This window comes from Limosilactobacillus difficilis (assembly GCF_947387495.1).
GTDB classification, from domain to species: domain Bacteria; phylum Bacillota; class Bacilli; order Lactobacillales; family Lactobacillaceae; genus Limosilactobacillus; species Limosilactobacillus difficilis.
In genome coordinates this window covers 1-19,024 of record NZ_CANDNU010000034.1, presented here as the reverse complement: position 1 = coordinate 19,024, position 19,024 = coordinate 1, and the positions used below count along the sequence as shown (strand labels likewise).

16 protein-coding genes and 3 pseudogenes are annotated in these 19,024 nt (G+C 48.3%); 13 read left to right on the top strand and 6 right to left on the bottom strand.

All coding sequences use genetic code 11. The features are described from left to right. Nucleotides 1–682 (top strand): annotated as a pseudogene (locus tag QOR82_RS06840) (polysaccharide biosynthesis protein); the annotation flags it as partial. Nucleotides 683–908: 226 nt separating this feature from the next. Here QOR82_RS06840 and QOR82_RS06835 read toward each other — a convergent pair. The 4 genes from QOR82_RS06835 to QOR82_RS06820 are packed head-to-tail and all read right to left on the bottom strand — an operon-like array spanning nucleotide 909 to nucleotide 5,343. Next, the gene (locus tag QOR82_RS06835; RefSeq protein ID WP_283584032.1) at nucleotides 909–1,889 is read right to left on the bottom strand and encodes an acetylxylan esterase; all 981 of its coding nucleotides are present in this window, start codon (nucleotides 1,887–1,889) and stop codon (nucleotides 909–911) included. After that, nucleotides 1,889–3,397, bottom strand: coding sequence for a sodium:solute symporter (locus QOR82_RS06830; protein ID WP_283584031.1), 1,509 nt, complete (start codon nucleotides 3,395–3,397; stop codon nucleotides 1,889–1,891). Before QOR82_RS06830 ends, QOR82_RS06835 begins: the two co-directional genes overlap by 1 nt. Before the next feature lie 24 nt (nucleotides 3,398–3,421). Beyond that, the gene (locus tag QOR82_RS06825; protein WP_283584030.1) at nucleotides 3,422–4,591 is read right to left on the bottom strand and encodes a cation:proton antiporter; all 1,170 of its coding nucleotides are present in this window, start codon (nucleotides 4,589–4,591) and stop codon (nucleotides 3,422–3,424) included. 29 nt (nucleotides 4,592–4,620) lie between these two features. Further along, nucleotides 4,621–5,343: a sugar phosphate isomerase/epimerase family protein gene (locus QOR82_RS06820; protein ID WP_283584029.1), complete on the bottom strand. Its 723-nt coding sequence runs from the start codon at nucleotides 5,341–5,343 to the stop codon at nucleotides 4,621–4,623. Nucleotides 5,344–5,849: 506 nt separating this feature from the next. On the opposite strand from QOR82_RS06820, the gene QOR82_RS06815 reads away from it, so the two are divergent. Genes QOR82_RS06815 through QOR82_RS06800 form a run of 4 tightly spaced genes read left to right on the top strand, consistent with a single transcriptional unit; the run spans nucleotide 5,850 to nucleotide 9,517 of the window. Continuing rightward, the gene (locus tag QOR82_RS06815; RefSeq protein ID WP_283584028.1) at nucleotides 5,850–6,728 is read left to right on the top strand and encodes an N-acetylneuraminate lyase; all 879 of its coding nucleotides are present in this window, start codon (nucleotides 5,850–5,852) and stop codon (nucleotides 6,726–6,728) included. Nucleotides 6,729–6,745: 17 nt separating this feature from the next. After that, nucleotides 6,746–7,438 carry an N-acetylmannosamine-6-phosphate 2-epimerase gene (locus tag QOR82_RS06810; RefSeq protein ID WP_283584027.1) on the top strand — a complete coding sequence of 231 codons (693 nt, stop codon included), beginning with the start codon at nucleotides 6,746–6,748 and terminating at the stop codon, nucleotides 7,436–7,438. A gap of 59 nt (nucleotides 7,439–7,497) precedes the next feature. Beyond that, nucleotides 7,498–8,637, top strand: a complete 1,140-nt coding sequence (nagA, locus tag QOR82_RS06805) for an N-acetylglucosamine-6-phosphate deacetylase (RefSeq protein WP_283584026.1) — start codon at nucleotides 7,498–7,500, stop codon at nucleotides 8,635–8,637. A gap of 46 nt (nucleotides 8,638–8,683) precedes the next feature. Next, a complete protein-coding gene (locus QOR82_RS06800) occupies nucleotides 8,684–9,517 on the top strand; it encodes a MurR/RpiR family transcriptional regulator (RefSeq protein WP_283584025.1) in 834 nt (277 codons plus the stop codon). A 122-nt stretch (nucleotides 9,518–9,639) separates the two neighbouring features. On the opposite strand, the gene QOR82_RS06795 is transcribed toward QOR82_RS06800, so the two are convergent. Then, entirely contained in the window at nucleotides 9,640–10,353 is a 714-nt protein-coding gene (locus QOR82_RS06795) for a glucosamine-6-phosphate deaminase (protein WP_283584024.1), read from the bottom strand. A 132-nt stretch (nucleotides 10,354–10,485) separates the two neighbouring features. Here QOR82_RS06795 and QOR82_RS06790 point away from each other — a divergent pair, with 132 nt between their 5' ends. Together QOR82_RS06790 and QOR82_RS06785 are read left to right on the top strand one after the other, a co-directional pair. Beyond that, a complete protein-coding gene (locus tag QOR82_RS06790; protein ID WP_283584023.1) occupies nucleotides 10,486–11,580 on the top strand; it encodes a phosphoesterase in 1,095 nt (364 codons plus the stop codon). A 43-nt stretch (nucleotides 11,581–11,623) separates the two neighbouring features. Further along, the gene (locus QOR82_RS06785; protein WP_283584034.1) at nucleotides 11,624–12,460 is read left to right on the top strand and encodes a metallophosphoesterase; all 837 of its coding nucleotides are present in this window, start codon (nucleotides 11,624–11,626) and stop codon (nucleotides 12,458–12,460) included. A gap of 106 nt (nucleotides 12,461–12,566) precedes the next feature. On the opposite strand, the gene QOR82_RS06780 is transcribed toward QOR82_RS06785, so the two are convergent. After that, a complete protein-coding gene (locus QOR82_RS06780) occupies nucleotides 12,567–13,328 on the bottom strand; it encodes a DeoR/GlpR family DNA-binding transcription regulator (RefSeq protein WP_283584022.1) in 762 nt (253 codons plus the stop codon). Between the two features lie 599 nt (nucleotides 13,329–13,927). Between QOR82_RS06780 and QOR82_RS06775 the strand changes: the two genes are divergently transcribed. The 6 genes and pseudogenes from QOR82_RS06775 to QOR82_RS09405 all read left to right on the top strand — a co-directional run. After that, a complete protein-coding gene (locus QOR82_RS06775; RefSeq protein ID WP_283584021.1) occupies nucleotides 13,928–14,410 on the top strand; it encodes an RpiB/LacA/LacB family sugar-phosphate isomerase in 483 nt (160 codons plus the stop codon). A 143-nt stretch (nucleotides 14,411–14,553) separates the two neighbouring features. Next, the gene (gene pdxA / locus QOR82_RS06770; RefSeq protein WP_283584020.1) at nucleotides 14,554–15,564 is read left to right on the top strand and encodes a 4-hydroxythreonine-4-phosphate dehydrogenase PdxA; all 1,011 of its coding nucleotides are present in this window, start codon (nucleotides 14,554–14,556) and stop codon (nucleotides 15,562–15,564) included. 58 nt (nucleotides 15,565–15,622) lie between these two features. Continuing rightward, a pseudogene (locus QOR82_RS06765) lies at nucleotides 15,623–16,990 on the top strand (four-carbon acid sugar kinase family protein). Further along, nucleotides 16,987–18,018: a 2-keto-3-deoxygluconate permease gene (locus QOR82_RS06760; protein ID WP_283584019.1), complete on the top strand. Its 1,032-nt coding sequence runs from the start codon at nucleotides 16,987–16,989 to the stop codon at nucleotides 18,016–18,018. Before QOR82_RS06765 ends, QOR82_RS06760 begins: the two are co-directional and overlap by 4 nt. Beyond that, nucleotides 18,018–18,800 carry a triose-phosphate isomerase family protein gene (locus tag QOR82_RS06755; protein ID WP_283584018.1) on the top strand — a complete coding sequence of 261 codons (783 nt, stop codon included), beginning with the start codon at nucleotides 18,018–18,020 and terminating at the stop codon, nucleotides 18,798–18,800. The genes QOR82_RS06760 and QOR82_RS06755 overlap by 1 nt, the downstream gene beginning before the upstream one ends. A gap of 136 nt (nucleotides 18,801–18,936) precedes the next feature. Beyond that, nucleotides 18,937–19,024, top strand: a pseudogene (locus QOR82_RS09405) (IS200/IS605 family transposase); the annotation flags it as partial.

Below are 19,024 nucleotides of genomic sequence, written 5' to 3'. Positions count from 1 at the left end.
CTTAGTGTTTATGCTAATTTTAGTCATAAAAAAATACCCCCAAAGTCGATTTCCAACTTTGGGGGTACGCATCATATCGCAAAATATTGAATATCTTCTTATTTTTTTGCTTCCCGTAGTTACTATTCTTATATGTCTGTCCTACGAAATAAATTTTATATTTTATAGCAAAAGCAATCTGGGCGGATTTTTCCTACAGATAAATCTCTCCCAATGTTTAATTATGGCAATCAGCATTGATTTCCTTACTTTATTACAAGCTCTTAGATATAGTAAGAAGGCCATGATATATATGAGTATTGGTTTGTTGATTAAACTTTTATTACAGTTTCCGCTAGTCTATTTCTTCCAAGGACAAGGCGCTGTGCTTGCAACTGACATAGCTTTTGCCTATATTTGCATTGTTTCTTATCGAAAACTTTCTTCAATTTTTGGTATAAGGTTAAAGTATTATTGTCCAGTCATTTTAATTAACCTTATTTTTTGTGTTGTCTCATTGCTTAGTTATCAACTATCAACGAGGCTGTTTACTGTATCGACTAAAACAGAGGCTTTTGTGTTTGCGGCGATCTTTGGGTCAATATTACTTATAATTTATATTGTCATATTAGATTTTACAGATGTGACCTATAAGAATTTCGGACGCCATTTCATATTAAAAAAATATATTGCAAAACATTAATATGTCAATACTGCGTGCTTAGAAGTCATCAATGACTCTCTAGTTGCGCTTTTTGAATGAAGTTCAGTAATATCTGCCTTTTGATTCTAAATTCAAAAAATGCCTGCCAATATCAGATGAATCAGCATTTCATCTGAATGATTGACAGGCATTCTATTTGATTAGATATTCCTTATGACGGGGTTGAGATGAGCAGCCCCTTTATGTACAGCATGATTATCTTAGATTACAAAGTTGGTCCGAGCGGGAACTTGGTCCCAAAGAGGAAGTTAAAGATGGCGCTCGGTGCATAGTAGTGCATATCTTCGTGGCCATATTCAGGAAGAAGCAAGTGATGCTTTTCGGATTCGATCCGATTGTAAATGGCAAACTGGGTCGATGGGAAGACGGTATCATCTTCCAAGCCGGTCAGCATCAGGACCGGGCATTTAATCCGGTGGGCGAAGTTTTTGACGTCGATATAATCGAGAATGCTCAGGAACTTCTCTTCCGTTAAATGCAACGGATCATGGAACTTGAAGTAGCGGAACATTTCATCGTACGGCAGGTCTCGATCGCCCATCTCCAAGGTGCGTTTGAAGTCGCCCAGGAACGGATATTGGGCCACACACTTGCTAATCTTAGGGTTCAGCGCCGCTCCGACTAAGGAGAGGGCACCGCCCTGCGAACCGCCCCAAGTGTAAAGGCGGTGGGAATCGACACCATCCATTGCAGCGACAATGTTGATTAAGGTATAAACATCAAGGTAGACGTCCTTGAAGAAGAGGTGGTCCCGTCCTTCTGGAACACCGCGGATGATCTGACCGAGGACGGTTGACCCGCCCCAGACACCATTATCCTCTGACTGGCCCTGTTGACCACGAGTATCAAGATTTACGATCCCGACGTTGGCGGCTGGCCATTCCAAAAGCTTCACCCAGTCAGACGCTTGTCCCATGTAGCCGTGGAAAGTGAAAACGACGGGAAATGGGTCCTTGGTCTTGGGGAAGACACACTTGGCGTGGATGCGCGCGTCATTAGTTCCCTGAAACCAGAGATTATAGAAGTTGACGGTGTCTAATCCGAAATCACGGCGCTCTAATTTGGCATGCGCGTCAGCAGGGAGCTGCGCTAACTGGTGGTCCCAGAAGGCATCGAAGTCTTTTGGCACTGCGCGACGTCCCTGATACTTTTTCATTTGTTCGATGGACATTGAATCAGCAGGCATTATTTGTCAGATCCTTTGTATTCATGGTTAATCGTCTTGGCAGTCAGACCATCGATGTTGTGACCAAATTGTGGGGTGATCAGGCCGACAAGCCAACTGATCAGGAATGACAGGATGAAGGCCACACATGGAGTAACCAGGGTAGCAACGCCCTTTGTCTGCAGGTAGTAAGTAATAGCAGCACTAAGGAGAACCCCGATAACAACACTAAAGCGGTTAGCTGACTTGGTAAAGATACCAGCAGCAAAGACCCCGGCAACAGGTACACCGAACAGACCAGTAACTGACAGGAAGAGGTTCCAGGTTTGAGCAGCGTTACTTACCAGCAGGTAAATAGCAACACTCAGACTCAAGCAACCGGCAACAATAATGATAATCCGGGCCAGCGTAACGTCGCTGACTTTCTTGAACTTGTCGTTGAAGAAACGTTGCTTGAAGTCGGTGATAGCACAGGAAGAAATGGCGTTAAGACTGGAAGCAATCGTTGATTGAGCAGCGGCGAAAATACCAGCAATGATCAAACCAGCTAAGCCGGCTGGAATTTCTTTGATAACGAAGTATGGCACGATGGCACTGGTGTTGAAGCCCTTTGGCAGGGAACCAGTGGTGTGGTAGAAGCAGTACAACAGGGTCCCCATCCCGAAGAAGGTTGGGATGGTAATCAGAGCCAGCCAACCGTTCGTCCACAGGGACTTAGCGGTGGCCTTGATACTTGGCGTAGTTTGGTAACGTTGAACAACGTCTTGACTACCAGTGTATTGGTACATACTGTTAAAGAATTGACCAGCGAAGATAATTGGCAGGAACATGGCGAGGTTGTGCGGGTTCCAGTCAGCACTGGAGAAAATCTTGTGGTGAGCAGCAGCAATGTGAACCACGTTACCAAACCCGCCGACGTGGATGATGGCCATCAGACAAATCAGCAGGGCACCACCCAGAAGCAGGAAGCCTTGGATAACGTCGGTCCAAACAACCCCTTCGATCCCACCAAGGAAGGCGTAAATGATACACAGGGCGCCGACCAGGATGGCAATCAGAATTGGGTTAATGTTGGAAACAGAAGTAATAGCTAAGATTGGCAGGTAAATAACGATGGCCACCCGACCGATGTGGTAAAGCATGAAAAGGGCACTCCCTAAGCACCGCATCACTGGTCCAAACCGTTCTTCCAGGTATTCGTAAGCAGTAGTAACTTTCAGTTTCCGGAAGAAAGGAACGTAGTAGTGAATTAGGATCGGGATGATCAGGAAAATAGTCATAGTCCCGACAGCGTAGCCCCAGTCGGTTAGAAAGGCCTGTTCCGGGGTGGACATGAAGGTGATGGCACTCAGCGTCGTGGCCCAAATACTGAAACCAGCGGCCCAAGCAGGGATCCGACCTTCAGCTTTGAAGAATGAGTCTGTGTTCTTGCTGGCACGCTTAGTGAAGTAAACCCCAATGCCAAGCATGGCAACAAGATAAATGATTAAGACAGCCCAGTTGAGGGCACCAAAACCCGTTTTTTGCATGATGGTTTGTCTCCTTTTGTAAAACTAATCATTATTCGATTTTTCTGTGTCAACTTTTTGATTACGAACAATAAAGAATTTCAGAATAAATGGTGCAAGGATTGTTGTGATTACGGTGACAACGACCATCGCGGTGTAGTGGTTGGTATTGATAACGTGCGAAGCAAGCGCAACGTTAGCAACGACCAGGGCCATTTCACCACGTGAGACCATCCCTGCTCCGACAATGTTGCATTGGTTCAAACTAAGACCGAAGATCCGGGCACCAAGCCCACACCCAATCTGTTTGCCAAGGATGGCGGTGATAATTAACAGAACAATAAATAGCAAATCGTGTGACATCCCGGCAAACTTCACATCTAAACCGATACTGATAAAGAATGCGGGAATAAAAACAGCGTAGCCGATTGGTTCGACTTTAGAAGCGAGTGGCTTTGCGTATGGTGTCTGAGAAATAGCGAGACCGGCAAAATAGGAGCCCAGTACGTCGCTCATTCCCATGGCAACCGCCATGGCTGCACCACCAAAACAAAGGATCATTGCCCCCGCTGTTAAACTTTCGGTTGAGTTCAAATCTTTGAAGCGGGTGAGGAACCAAGGAACAACCCACCGGCCAAACACCCAGACGATAACGAAGAACAGAATCTTCGGTACGATCATTTGGAAGGGTGATTCTTTAGCGCCAGTGTAAATCCCGGTAGCGATCCCTAACAGGATGACACAGATGATGTCATCGGCAACCGCTGCGCCGAGAATAACCGCTCCCGCGCTGGTGTTCAGATAATTCAGTTCTTTGAGTACCTGAACAGTGATGCTGACGGAGGTAGCACTTAGTACTAAGCCCATAAATAGTGAAGCCTTCACAGAATAGCCGAACAGGCTGTGGCAGAGCAGAAAAGCGGTCCCGGTCGGAAAAATGACGCCGAGGGTCGCCACTACTAACGATGGTTTCCAATACTTGAGGAGCAAGCCCAAATCGCCTTCCAGCCCCGCGATAAACATCAGCACAATAACCCCAATTTCAGAGAAATAGTGGGTGAAAGTCGTCGGCTGCATAAAGTTCAAAATAGCTGGGCCCACAATAACCCCAATCAGTAAGGCACCGATAACCCCAGGCATCTTGAGCCAGTTGGCCAGGTGGGTGCTAAGAGTTACTAACAGGAGGATTAAAAAGAGTTGTACTAAGTAGTTCATACAGTCACATTCCTAATTGTTTGATTCCGTTATTTTAAAACAGCATTGACAAGCTCAATCTGTTCATCAAGCTGCGCAGCTGGAATAGCATATTCGAGCACAACCGGCACTTTAGCGTCGAGCTGCTGCAGCATTGACGGCCAGTTTTGAGTCTTGTTAAGTAAAATCGTATCATGATTTTTAATCTGTTTGAGATGGAAGATAGTAATGTAAGTCAATAGTTTTTGCAAAGCCGCTGCGGTGTCCACGTCTACCCAGGCCCAGTTGCCGGCGTCAAAGGTATAGCCAAGGGCCGGTACGGCGTCGTACAAAAGCTGGACGGCCTTGACGATTTTACTCAAGGTCCCGTTAGCGTTTGGCTGGTTTTCGATGGTGACTTGGCAGTTAGCAGCAGCTAACTGCTTTTTAAGTTCCTGCAGTTGGGACTGACTCAAAATTGGATTGCCCAGACTGATCTTTAAGCCGTTGAGATGATATTTGCTAGCCAACTGAAGGTAATCAGTTAAATTAGCGTTGATCTGCTCGCCGTCAAAAAGTTCTTCTGGAATGGAATAGCGTAAATCCCAACCTTGTTCCGCGCAGACCTGGCTGATATGTGCCAGTTCCTGATCACGGGTTTTTGGCTGAAAGAATTCGCCGCGAACCTCAACACTGCTAATAGGTTTGCCAATTAACCGGTCAACGCATTCGGATTGACTCGTTCCATTTTGCAAGTCATCCAGAAAAACGGCGGTATTGATCGATACGGACATGATGATGAACCTCCTTTATTAATGAGGACAAAAAGAAAACCGCACTGATAACGGCATCAAAAAGAAAGCCGCTTTCAGCCCGGTTGAAAAATATTAACTAGCTATTACGAGTCAACTGTAGCATGTAATTTATCGTTTGTAAACGGTTTCTTGGCGTGGCTTTTGGAGAGTTCAATGACAATATAGGAAGAAAAAAATCAGTTGAACTATTGACTGCTAATATTTTCTGACTTGTATTGTGGATTGCTAAGAAACCGCTTTCTATTGCCTGATTAAAAATGTTGGCGACAAGTTTAATTATCAACTGGCCAGTGTATTGCCTGGTTGTAAGAAAAATATTTAAAATAATTTTAGCTCATAAAATTTGATAAAATTATTTTCACAAGTTATAATTAAAGCGTCGGTTGAGGAATTGATACTAACTATTACGATTGATTAAATCAACTGCGATAACACTGAGTGGCGATTGGAAAGAGCCACTGATCTGATAAAGGAGTTCAATTAAGATGAAAAAAGTATTTGCTGCTTTAATGACTGCTTTTGATGCTGATGGCAACATTGACGAACAAGGAACTCGTGAAATCATTCGTCATGATATCGACGTGGAAGGTGTTGACGGCCTTTACGTAGGCGGCAGCACTGGTGAAAACTTCGAACTGGGGACCGATGAAAAGAAGAAGATCTTTGACATCGCCTGGGATGAAGCTGGTTCTGACGACGTGGAACTGATTGCTCAGGTCGGGAGCCCGAACCTGCACGAAGCAAAGATGCTGGCAAAGTACGTTACGGAAACGCTGGGCTTCAAGACAATTTCAGCCGTTACGCCTTTCTACTACCAATATAGTTTTGATGAAATCAAGCATTACTATGATGAAATCGTCAAAGACGTTGACGCCAACCTGTTGGTTTACTCAATTCCAGCTTTGACGGGGGTTAACCTTTCACTAGACAACTTTGCTAAGCTCTTCTCTAACCCGAAGGTCATTGGTGTCAAGTACACGAACCCAGACTTCTTCCTGCTCGAGCGGCTTCGCAAGCGCTTCCCAGACAAGGTTATCATGTCCGGCTTTGATGAAATGCTGCTGCCAGCCTTAGCCTTGGATGTTAACGGCTGCATCGGCAGTACCTTTAACATCAACGCTAAGAAGGTCAAGGCTGAAATCAAGGCCTTCGAAGACGGCGATATTGACCGTGCTCGTCAGCTGCAACACGAAAGCAACGACCTGATCGCGGATCTGCTGGACAACGGGATTTACCCAAGCATCAAGTTAGTACTTCAGAAGATGGGCGTTCACGCAGGTTACACCCGTGAACCGATGGCCCACGCTGATGAAAAGGTCAAGGCTGGTGCCGACAAGATTTATCAAAAGTACTTTGCTGACTAGTAGGGAGCAAATGCAAGATGAAAAACACTTTTTTGGATGATGTGAAAGGGCAACTGATTGTCTCGTGCCAGGCATTGCCTGACGAACCGTTGCACAGTTCGTTCATCATGTCCCGGATGGCACTGGCCGCTAAAGAGGCGGGTGCTGCCGGTTTGCGGGCTAACTCGGTAGTGGATATCCAAGCTATCCAGGATGAAGTTGACCTGCCGATCATCGGAATCGCCAAAGTGGATTATGATGATTCACCGGTTTACATTACCCCAACGATGAAGGAAATGCGGGCGGTTGCTGCGACTGGCGTTGCCGTTGTCGCAACAGATGTAACTGGCCAGAAGCGGCCGGGCAATGTGCAATTAGCCGATTTGGTGAAGGAATTCCGGCAAGAATTTCCTGATACCTTATTGATGGCCGACACCGCTTCGCTGGATAACGTGCGGGAAGCCAACAAATTGGGCTTTGACCTAATTGGGACGACAATGCACGGCTACACCCCGGATACTGAAGGATTGAACATCGCGGATAATGATTTTGAGTACCTCAAAGAGGTTCTCAAATTATCAGACGCGCCGGTTGTTTGTGAAGGTAAGATTAACCGGCCTGAAAAGGCACGGCGGGTACTCGATCTTGGTGCTCATACCGTGGTAGTTGGGGGCGCCATTACGCGGCCAAAGCAAATTGCCGAAGAATTTATCGCAGAGATTGACAAATAAGAACTAAAGGAGGCTGGGCGTTGACTCAGCTTCTTTAGTATTAACAAAGGAGAAAAAAGATGACAACCGTTTTTGAACACGCAACGATTTACACCGGAACCCGGGTGATCCGGGATGGCTACCTTCGCTTTGGCGAAAAAGTGGAAAACGTCGGCCCGGTGGCAGATTACTTCCCGCGGGCCAACGAAAAAGTAGTTGATATGCGGGGCAAACTTCTTCTACCTGGCTTTATCGACGTGCACACCCACGGTGGCTACAGTTTTGATACCATGGATGGCGACGCGGAAGAGCTGGATAAGATGGTTCGGACCGTGGCTCACGAAGAAGGGGTTACGACCATCTTCCCAACTACAATGACTCAGTCAAAGGAAAAGATTGACAAGGCGATGGCCAGCATCAACGAAGCGGCTCAGCACAACCGCTTGATCGGTGGCACCCATTTGGAAGGGCCATTTGTTTCACCAGTATACAAGGGCGCACAGCCAGAACAGTACATTATTAAACCGGATCCGGATTTACTGGATCACTGGGATAAGCTGTCAGGTGGTCGTGTTAAAATGATTACTTACGCACCAGAAAACGCTGATGCTAAGTTTGAAAACTACTGCCTGAGTCATGGCATTGTTTTGTCTGCCGGCCACTCCAATGCAACCCGGGCAGAGATGAAGGCTTCCAAGGCTTCTCACGTGACCCACCTGTACAATGCCCAACGTGAATTCCGTCACCGTGAACCCGGTGTAACCGGCCACGCGTTGCTCGAAGACAACATTATTTGTGAAATTATTAGTGATGGTTTCCATGTTTGCCCGGACATGATCAATTTGGCCTACAAGCTGAAGGGACCGCACCGGATCGAATTAGTTACCGACTCGCTGCGGGCTAAGGGGATGCCGGAAGGTATTTCTGAGCTGGGTGGTCAGAAGGTCATCGTTAAGGACAAGCAGGCGCGGCTGGAGAACGGTCACCTGGCAGCATCAATTGTTCAATACAACGATGCTGTTAAGAACATCGTCAAATTCACCGGTTGCAGCATCAATGACGCAGTACAGATGAGTTCGGTCAACCAGGCGCGTGAATTCCACCTGGCAGGCAAGGGCTCCCTGGAAGAGGGTGCTGATGCCGATATTAACGTGATGACTCCAGAACTGGATCTGCTGCAGACTTATAGCTACGGCCAACTGATGGAAGCGGTGAAATAAGCTAGAGCTACAGAGGTCAAGAAGAATTAATCTAAGCGAGGTGTACATGATGAAAATAAGTGATCAAATCGAGGGCATTTTTCCAACTTTGCCACGGCAAGAACGGAAAGTAGCCATGATCGCTGTTCAAAAACCGGAACAGGTCCAACAGATGTCAATTTCTGAATTGGCGAGCCAAGCTTCGGTCAGTAATGCTACGATCACCCGCTTTGTGAAACGACTTGGCTGCGGTAATTTTGCTAGCTTTAAGATTTCATTAGCACGTGGTGACGATGAAGAAGCTGAACCAAAAACGGACGAAAGCGATGCAACAGCTAATGTCCTCGATTTTTACGGTAAGGTTTTGCGCAAGACACGGCAGAAGCTGAATGCCGAGGAATTGCGGCAGGCTGTGGACTGGATTAAGGCCAGCCACCGTGTCTACTTATTTGGGATCGGTAGTTCGGGCTATTCGGCCGATGAGTTCAACCAGCGTTTGATGCGGATGGGAATTTACTCAACAGCGATGACGGAGAGCCAGATCATGGCGATGATCGGTTCCTTGACGGGACCCGACGACTTGGTCATTGCCCTGTCGAATTCCGGTCGCACGCTGGCGGTCAACGAAGCCGTGAACCTCGTGCGCAACCAGGGGGCGAGGGTAATTTCCATCACCTCTTATCCTGACAGTCCCCTGACCAAGCTCAGCGATTTGTCGTTGCTGGTGCAGAATACGCGCTTCATCGATAACTCATATTTCATTAATTCCCAATTTTCGATCATGTACGTCATCGACATTTTGACGACGCTGCTGGCACAGGACGAGCGGTTTAGCCAGAAGATGTCGCGGACGATTGACATGGTGGAAGACAAGCGCTTGAGCAGTTTTGGCGGCAACTAGAATGGCCAAGTGCGGTAAAGTAAACAGTGGCCTTCGGTGCTGAGCGGCGCCGGAGGTTTTTGGGTATAAAAAATCCGGCTAGCAGGATAACTAGCCGGATTAGAGGAGAAACTTGGCGAAGCTTAGTATTGCTTCTGTAACTTGCTGGCAGCCGCTTTGTCGATGATCATTACGACGTCAGGATGCTTTTGCAAGATGCTGGCGGGAACGTCAGGTGTGACGGGGCCTTCAATTGTAGCCGCGACCGCGTCAGCCTTATTTTCGCCGTATGCTTCGAGCATGATTTTCTTGCCTGCCATAATGGCACCGATCCCCATCGAAAGGGCGGAACGCGGCACTTCATCTTCGTTCGCGAAGAAGCGGGCGTTGGCATCAATCGTCGACTGGGTCAGCTTGACTTCGTGGGTCCAGCCGTCAACCGGGCTGCCAGGCTCGTTGAAGGCGATGTGGCCGTTGCGCCCGATCCCCAACAACTGGAAGTCAATCGGGTGTTCCCGGATCAGCTGGTCGTAGCGCTGACACTCTGCTGCAATATCGCTGGCGAGGCCGTTGGGTACGTCGGAGTGGGCGAACGGTTTAGCGTTGAAGAGGTTTTGCTGCATGAAGTAGTGGTAACTTTGGTCGTTATCGGGTGCCAGACCAACGTATTCATCCAGGTTGATGGACCGGCATGAGCTGAAGTCGAGGTCACTGTTGCGAAGCTGTTCATAAGTAGTTTGTGGAGTGCCGCCGGTAGCCAGGCCGAAGCAACGGGCCCCGTTTGCTAAAGCATCCTTGAATTGCTTGAATCCTGCTTTGCCGCCCTCTTGTGGGTCATTTACGATAATAACTTTCATGATCGCGGATCTCCTTAATTATTATTGGTACAAACCAATAATAACGCTTTCGGCTGGATTTGGCAAGCTAGGTCGGCCCCCGGAGATGCGGTATAATTTAAGGAGTAAACTGACTGAAGGGATGGTAATTTTATGGCACATCAATTGATTAAAGTTTTCTCGCACAATGACCTTGACGGTTTCGGCGGGCCAGAAGTTTTGGCGAGTGTTCAACCGGACGTCTTTCCCGACGTTGAGTTTGAGATTACCCATATTGGTGCGGGGCAGATTGATGCGGCCCTGGATCGGTGGCTGCAAAATCCACAGCTGAGCAATTATTCCGACCTCTATATCATGGACATGACACCGGACAGTGATCACACTTTTGAGGAATTAAATCAGCATTTTGCGAACCACTGGTTGGTTTTTGATCATCATGAAACGGAACAGGAAGCCCGGCAGAAGTATGCTGCCAATAGCATCGGCCCCGCTAATCCCGAGGTGCTTCCGAGCGCGGCCAGCATCGTTTGGGACTGGGTCAAGACTCAACCGGGCTTTGCTAAACTGCCAGAAGGACGCCAAAAAGCCCTGGCTGAGCTGGTGGAGTTAATCCGGGCTTATGATACTTGGGACTGGCAGAACGATCCAGATTTACCGCAAACCGAAAGGGAAGGGGCCGATGAACTGAATGAGATCTTCTGGTTCTACCCGAAATCACGGTCTCAGCAGTTCATCACCCAGGTTTTTGCCAAGGGGTGGACGGTTTACCGCGAGGAAAACGAAATGCTAATCAAGACGCTCACGGAGCGGCGGGCGGACTATCTGAAACACCACCTGCGGGACGCGTTGACGACGGTGATCGACAGGCACCAACTGGGAATTGTCTATGCTAGTGACTACAATTCCCAGATCGCTCATCAACTGATGATTGACCATCCTGAACTGGATGCAGCCCTGGTCGTGGGGCCAACGAGTGTCTCCCTGCGCAGTAATGATAAGATGGATGTGGCTAAATTTGCCGAGCACTACTATCAGGGCGGCGGGCACGCGAACGCAGCTGGCGGCCGGTTACCGATCAATCCCGTCCAAATCGGTGAGCAGGCAGTGCTGGACCACCTAAAGGCTGATGTTGCTGCCGCGAGTCAGGCCAAGCCGGCAGAAGAACCGTCGAGCACCCTTGCTGACAGTCTGGATCCGGAGGTGGCCGCTAAGATGGCCAAGCTGTTTGGCAAGGATGACGCTGAGTAGGCAGTGCTGATTGAGCGATGGTAAAGAAGAGATGTGATTAGCTATCAAACTGGCAGTTAGCAGTGACAACCACCTGGACGTGAATAAGGTCGATGTTGACGAGGCACTCCACTTTCAAGCCAATTGGCTCAACCAGCAGCGGATTGACTACTACTTATATGGTGGGGACTTGTTTAACAGTTTAGACAGAACGCAGCGTTATTTTGCTCGTCTCCAGGCTTGGCTGCCACACACCAAGGTCTTTTACATTCTGGGCAATCATGACATGTTAAACGACAGCAGCTTTAGTCAGGTTGAGCACCCAACTTCGCCGCTGAATTTGCATGATCGCTTTATCGATCTTCCGGACAGCAACTGGCGTATTATCGGCAATAACGGTTGGTATGACTACACATTTTCTTCCTACCGGGATCAGTCACAGAAGGTCAGGGCCTGGAAAAATGTGTTTTGGCTGGATAGTTCGATCGATCAGCTCGTCAGTGACTTGGAACGGATGGCGCGGGTTCTTGCTCAGGTGAAAGCTCAACTAACCAGAGCTGCTCAAGAGCGCAAAGAGGTCATTTTTATGACGCATTTTGCACCCCGCCATGAATTGCTGGCTCCCAAGCCACCGCAGGTTAACTCGCCACGGCGAGAACATTTTTACCAAATGATCAATGCGATGATGGGTAGCGATCGCTTGGGTGAACTGCTGGAGGAATCTGGCGTTGTCAAAAACGTCTTTTATGGGCACCTACATGGGATCCACCCACCCGTACAGCGACAAGGGTTGACCTATTTTAACCAGGCGGTCGGGGTGAAAAATCGTCGCATTAACGAGTGGCAAGCTGCCGATTTCTTTGCCCAGTGGACGGCAACACTGCGAATTCTCGATCTATAACAACTGCGGCCAGGACCTGATATAACCAAAACGAAAACGAACGCCCCCGAGAGCGGTATAGTGACCGCCTTCGAGAGCGTTTTTTGGTTGGGAAGTGGACAAGATCCTATTTAACTGTGGTGATTTCGGCTAAAGCTGCCTTTTCCTTAGCCGGGACCTGATCGTCCGTAATAATCATCGCCAGCTCGTTAGTGTTGGCGTAGTGGACGACGGATTTGTGGGTGAACTTAGTGTGGTCCACCAGGGCGATGGTTTGTGCACAGTGGTCGATCATCTTGCGTTTCAGTTCGGCTTCGTACAGGTCAAAGTCTGAGAGGCCGCGATCGGCTGAAATTGCATAACTAGAAGTAAAGAAAGTGCCAATGTTGAAATTATCTAATAAGTTCAGATTGAGGTCACTATCGATAACGTTGGACTTGGGACGCGCCACACCACCCATAATAATCGTGGTGATTTTGGGATTATCTTTGAGGAGGAGTGCCGTGCGAAGACCGTTGGTGATGACTGTGATGCGACGGTCGCTGTCGACGAGTGCCTGAGCTAGCGCCATGCAAGTAGTGCTAGCGTCTAGCAGGATACAATCACCGCTATGGATCAATTCGAGGGCTTTCATAGCGATCGAATGTTTGAGGGTGATGTTAACGTTGCGCCGATCGTGGAAATCAGTGCCATTCAGCTTTTTTTCAACGTCAATCTTGGTTGCCCCGCCATGGGTGCGTGCGACTAGGTGCTTGGCCTGCAAGATTTGCAGGTCGTGACGGATTGTGACGGTAGAAACGTCGAATTGCGTTGACAATTGGTTAACCGCCACGGAGCCGCGGTCGTTAACTATTTCGAGGATTTGTTGCCGTCTTTCGTTTGCAAACATTTCAGATTCCCCCTTTGAGATAGAAAGGTTAACTTTTGATCATTATTTTATTAATTGAGTAAACGCTAAATTACTAGTAAAATTATCGCTTGCTGTTACTTTAGAGGCCTTAAACATAAGAAACGGTATATTTAATAAAGAACATGCTCATTTATTCTCAATGCTCGTGTTTTTGTAGTCCTCTAAAAGAAGCAATCTTCTTAAATTTTCTTCGTTTGAAATGTTAGATAGAACCGTTCGTCAATCAATCGACTATTGATTAAAGCCATTGACTGCCTAGTCGATGGCTTTTCTATTGCCATTATAAAACCTCTGAACTGTAAATGAAAGAAAAAGAAAGATTAGAACGTAAGCAAAGACTTGTAACTATAATCACAATGACAGGGACAAAAATTACTAAACGTACCAAAAGAAAATAAATGAAAGTGTAGAAGCAGTTATTTCTTATCGTTAAAAAAGATCATAAAAAAATTTAACGGGCGTAAATCCCACTATATCAACAAAATTAAGATAATAGTTAACATGATCACAACCATTATCTGTTTGACAGCGCTTCTATTATTGATAAAATAAAAGCATAAGAAAGGAGATGCAACATAATGAAAGTTGGGATTGGTGCAGATATTAATGGTGTTCATCTGAAGGACATCTTGATTGAACATTTAACCAGTGAAGGCTATGAAGTTGTGGATTATGGCGTTCGGGATGATCTGGAAACGATCTATCCGAATGTTGCCCTTCGGGTATGCGACGCAATCAACGAAGGAGAAGTTGACCGGGGCATTTTAATCTGCGGTACGGGTCTTGGAATGTGCATCACTGCGAATAAAGTGAACGGTATCCGGGCAGCCGTAGCGGAAGATGTTTACTCGGCTGAACGGGCCATCCTCAGCAATCGGGCTCAAGTGATTACGATGGGAGCCCGGGTCATCGGTTCAGAAGTTGCCAAGGAATGTGCTGACGCCTTCCTTTCCCACGAATTTTCGATGGTCGGCCACGGCAAGGCTTCCAACGCTAAAGTTGAACGAATTATGGAAATCGAACGAGAACAACATTCATCACAGCCAATGCATATTGGTTAGTTTGGTGATTATTGCTTGCCAGCGAAGTCTTTAGTTTCACACTCTCATCCTTAAATCATAATCAAGCTGGCGCAAGTAATCATCAGTCGTTAACCGAAGTGCAAATGCCGAATGCTGAATGAACTAAACAAAGGAGCAAAATTATGAGAAAACCATTTACCGCCGTCACAACCGGCGATCCTGCAGGGATTGGACCAGAAATTTGTGTGGAAGCCCTCACCAAGGCTGAAGTGTACGACAAGATGAACCCATTCCTGATTGGCGATGAAACAGTCATTCGAAAGGCAATGAAAGTAAAGAACATCGACTATCAAATTCATCTGATTCAAGATCCGCAGGAAGGGCTTTATCAGCGTGGCACCATCGACTTGATGACGACTGGTGATTATGATGTCGATTCCATCGAATACGGCAAAGTACAAAAGCTTTGTGGCCGGATGGCGATGGACTTCATCATGCGGGCAATTGAACTGGGTAACGAAGGAAAAGTTGACGTTGTCGGAACGGCTCCGATTAACAAGCAGGCGATCAAACTGGTCGGCGTGCCGGAGCCGGGACACACTGAAATTTTCCAGGATTATACCCATTCCAAGTACGCGCTGACGATGTTCAACGTGGAAAATATGCGGGTCTTCTTCCTCTCACGGCACATTTCGCTGCAGAATGCGATTAAGTTTGCTAACAAGGAACACTGCCTCGAATTCTTGACCAACATTGATGAAGTGATGCGGAGTCTCGGCCTAAAACATCCCGAAATTGCTCTGGCAGCTCTTAACCCGCACGGTTCTGACAATGGTCTGTTTGGGACGGAAGAACATGATGAGCTGATTCCAGCTGTCAAGGAAGCCCAAGCTCGCGGTATTAACGCAGTCGGTCCGGTACCGGCCGATTCCGTCTTCTGGAAGATGCGCAAGGGTCACTATGACGCAATCCTTTCGCTTTACCACGACCAGGGGCACATTGCTTGCAAGACTCTCGACTTCGAAAAGGCAATCACGATTACCTGGGGCTTACCGTTTATGCGTTCAGCGGTCGACCATGGTACGGCTTTCGATATTGCCGGTAAGGGGATTGCTCAGGCAGTCAGCATGGTGGAATCACTGACGGTGGCCTGTGACTACTGGCAGATGCAGCAAAAGGCCAAGGCCAAGTAAGACCCCAGCCAATTGAATAAAGCGGTCAGATCGAGGAACGAATGAGGAGGCTGATTACATGACTGCAATCGGAGTAATAGCTGATGATTTGACGGGGGCAACTACGGTAGGGACACTGCTGGCCCGGTCAGGAATTAAAACGGCAGCATATTTTTCGCCAGAGGAGATGCCGGAAGCCGACCAATATCAGGCTATCGTGATGACCACTGACAGCCGTCACATGCCTGCTAAGGATGCTGACGCGGCCGTCAGCAATGTGATGACGAAGCTGAAGCAACGTAACGTTAAGTACTTTACGAAAAGAATCGACACGACTTATCGTGGCGGCCTGGGCGTAGAAATTGACGCGATGTTACGGCAGTTGCCGAAAGAAACGATCGCGATGGTTGTGCCGGCCATGCCCCAATCTCGGCGGATTTTAGCAGGGGGCTACGCCATCATCGAGGGTACCGCCCTGGAGGAAACCGAAGTCGCCCATGACGTTTTGACGCCGGTAACGGAAACGTTCATTCCACGACTCATTGCATCTCAGACGCAGGACAAGGTCGGCACCCTGAGTTTGACGGCCGTCCTGGCGGGGCAAGAGGCCGTCGAAGAAGAACTCGCTGAGCGGCGGGCAGAAGGTTGCCGGATTATCGTTTGCGATGCTGTCAGCATGGCCCATGTGCAATTGATTGCTAACAGTGTAGTCGACCTCGACTGGCCGATCCTGGCTGTTGACCCGGGTCCCTTCACTTACGCCCTCGCAGTGGCTCACGGAATCGGTCACGAAACTGCCGACCGGAATATGTCCGGGCAGGCAAAAGTTGACCCGACCGAAACGGGGCACGTGCTGGTAGTAGCGGGGAGTGCTACCGATGTTACCCGTAAGCAGATTGACCACCTGGCCGCCAACCCGACGGTCGACGTCGCGTCAGTTGATCCGCGGGGCATCGTCCTGAATGATTCCGAAACTGTACCGGTCGTTGATGCTGCACGGGAGAAGTTGCGTGCCAGTCTGGCTAACCCGGACGTTAATGTAACGATTCTGGAAACGGCCGTCTATAGTCCGGTGCTGAACCTCCAGCAGGTAGAACAAACTTACCACATGAAGCCGGGAGAAGCGTCGGCCAATATCAACACCGTTGTGGCCCGGATTGTGAAGGAGGCTTTGACTGACTAGGGTGGCCAGCTGAGCGGCCTTTACATGACCGGTGGCGATACGATGGTGACGACCCTCAAGGGTTTAGGTGCGAAGGGCATTTGTCTGCACGACTACGTGATTCCCCAAACGGACCTGGGGCAGATTATTGGCGGTGAATTCGCCGGAACCTACACGATTGGCAAAGGCGGAATGACAGGAAAAGAAGATACTGCCACTGTTGCCGTCAACCGTTGCTTTAAAGAAAGCAAGGTAGCAGCACAACAAAAGGTGGTTGTATTATGAAGTTACTGAAAAAATTCCCTGGCGGTATGATTATTATTCCGATGCTTGCCGCCATTTTAATCAATATGTTTATTCCCGGGATCTTAAACCTCGGTGGGCCAACTACGGGTCTCTTTAAGGCCGGTAATCAAGCGATGATGGGGTTATTCTTGATTGTCTGTGGTTCCCAGATCAACTTTAAGACCGTGGGGCGGCCCCTTTATAAAGGGGTTGTGCTGCTCGCCCTTAAATTCATTATCGGGGCGGCGATCGGTTGGACGGTTGGTGCCATCTGGGGTGCCAAGGGGGTCATCGGTCTGACCCCACTGGCCGTCATGGCTAGTATGTTATCTGCTAATAGTTCCCTTTACATCGCTCTGTGTGCGGAGTACGGCAATTCCTCAGACTCTGGAGCCATTACCATCTTCTGTATCCACGATGGTCCTTTCCTGACGATGATTGCGATGGGGGTTTCCGGAATGGCTAACATTCCGTGGACGTCAATCGTGGCGATGATCATTCCACTGTTTGTCGGTGCGATTTGGGGGAACCTGGATGCTGATTTCAAGTCCCTTTGCCAAAAATCACAAAACTTCGTGATTATCTGGATGTCCTTCGGGATCGGTTCAAATTCCAGCCTGGGTACTATTGTCAAGGCTGGGCTGCCAGGTGTTGCCCTCGGGCTCATTGCACCCCTGGTCGGTTTCATCTACTTCTTTGTCTACAACCTCTTCTTGAAGAAAAAGACGTCACTGGGCTTTGCGTTGGGTTCGGTTGCAGCCAACTCAGCCTTAACACCGGGCTTGGTCGCAGCAGCGGACCCGGCTCTCAAAGGAGTTGCTGGCATGGCAGCAGCCCAGTGCGCGACGGCTTCGATCATTACGATGCTGATCATTCCGTTCTTGGTCGGTGGCGGCGATAAGTGGTTGAAGAAGCATTATTCAGCGGATCGACTGAACGAACAGCCGGCAATGGCCGCTGCGGCGGCGAAGGCAAATGCCAAACAAGTTAACCCGTCAACGAATCAAGCAGAAAGAGGGACGGTCTAATGTCACGAGTGCCGGTAGTGGGTTTCAGCTTAAAAAACTATATCAATACGGTGACAGCAACCCGGACTTTAGTGCAACAATTGGACGAACTCTGCGGACAAGAAAGGTCAATTGAACAATTTTTGCTTCCTAGTTTAGGCACAATTGAAAGCGTTTCCTACCGTCTTTTCCGCAACCAGAGCCGGATCGGTCTCGGTGCTCAGAACATTGCCCCGGCGGCAAACGGGGCCTGGACGGGGGAATATTCCATCGAAACATTAGCCGAACTGGGCGGTCGCTATGTGGAATTAGCTCACCATGAGCGGCTCCAATACTTTCATGAAGACGCCGCGATGGTCAACCGAAAGCTGAAATTGACGCTCGGCTTTCAGATGGTTCCGGTTCTATGCATCGGTGAAGGTGAGCAGCGTTTGTCAGCAGATGGTTTTCGTAACAAAGTTGGTTCGCTGCTGTCCCAGTACCTAGCTGGGGTCGCGGATGAAGATGTTGGTCGGATCATCTTTGTCTATGAGCCCGGCTGGGCGATTGGCCAGTCTGAAGCGGCTTCAGCCCAGGAAGTATACCGTTCGATGGCAACAATCCGTGACTTGGTAAAAACTATTGCGGGAGCTGAAGCGGCTAAGCAGGCACGTCTGATTTACGGCGGTTCGATTTCGAAAGCATCCACCCCGGCGATTGTTGATGATCAGAATACTGACGGTATTTTTGTTGGGCGTTTCGGTCACCAACCAGCCAATTACCAGGCGATGGTGGAAGAAGTAAAAGCGGCAAAATTAAATTGAGCAAAAGAAGCTGGGAAAAGCGTTTTTGAAATAGGGGGGCAAGGAAACTCGTTCTTTTAAGGACGTGATGAATTGCCCCCTACTTTTTATACCTATGCTACACATGGCTTGAGTAGAACATGGTATAATAATTGGTATGAAAGATATTAATAGACTTACATATGGCCGAACATCAGTCTACAATCTGAATTACCACATCATATGGGGAACTAAATATCGCAACA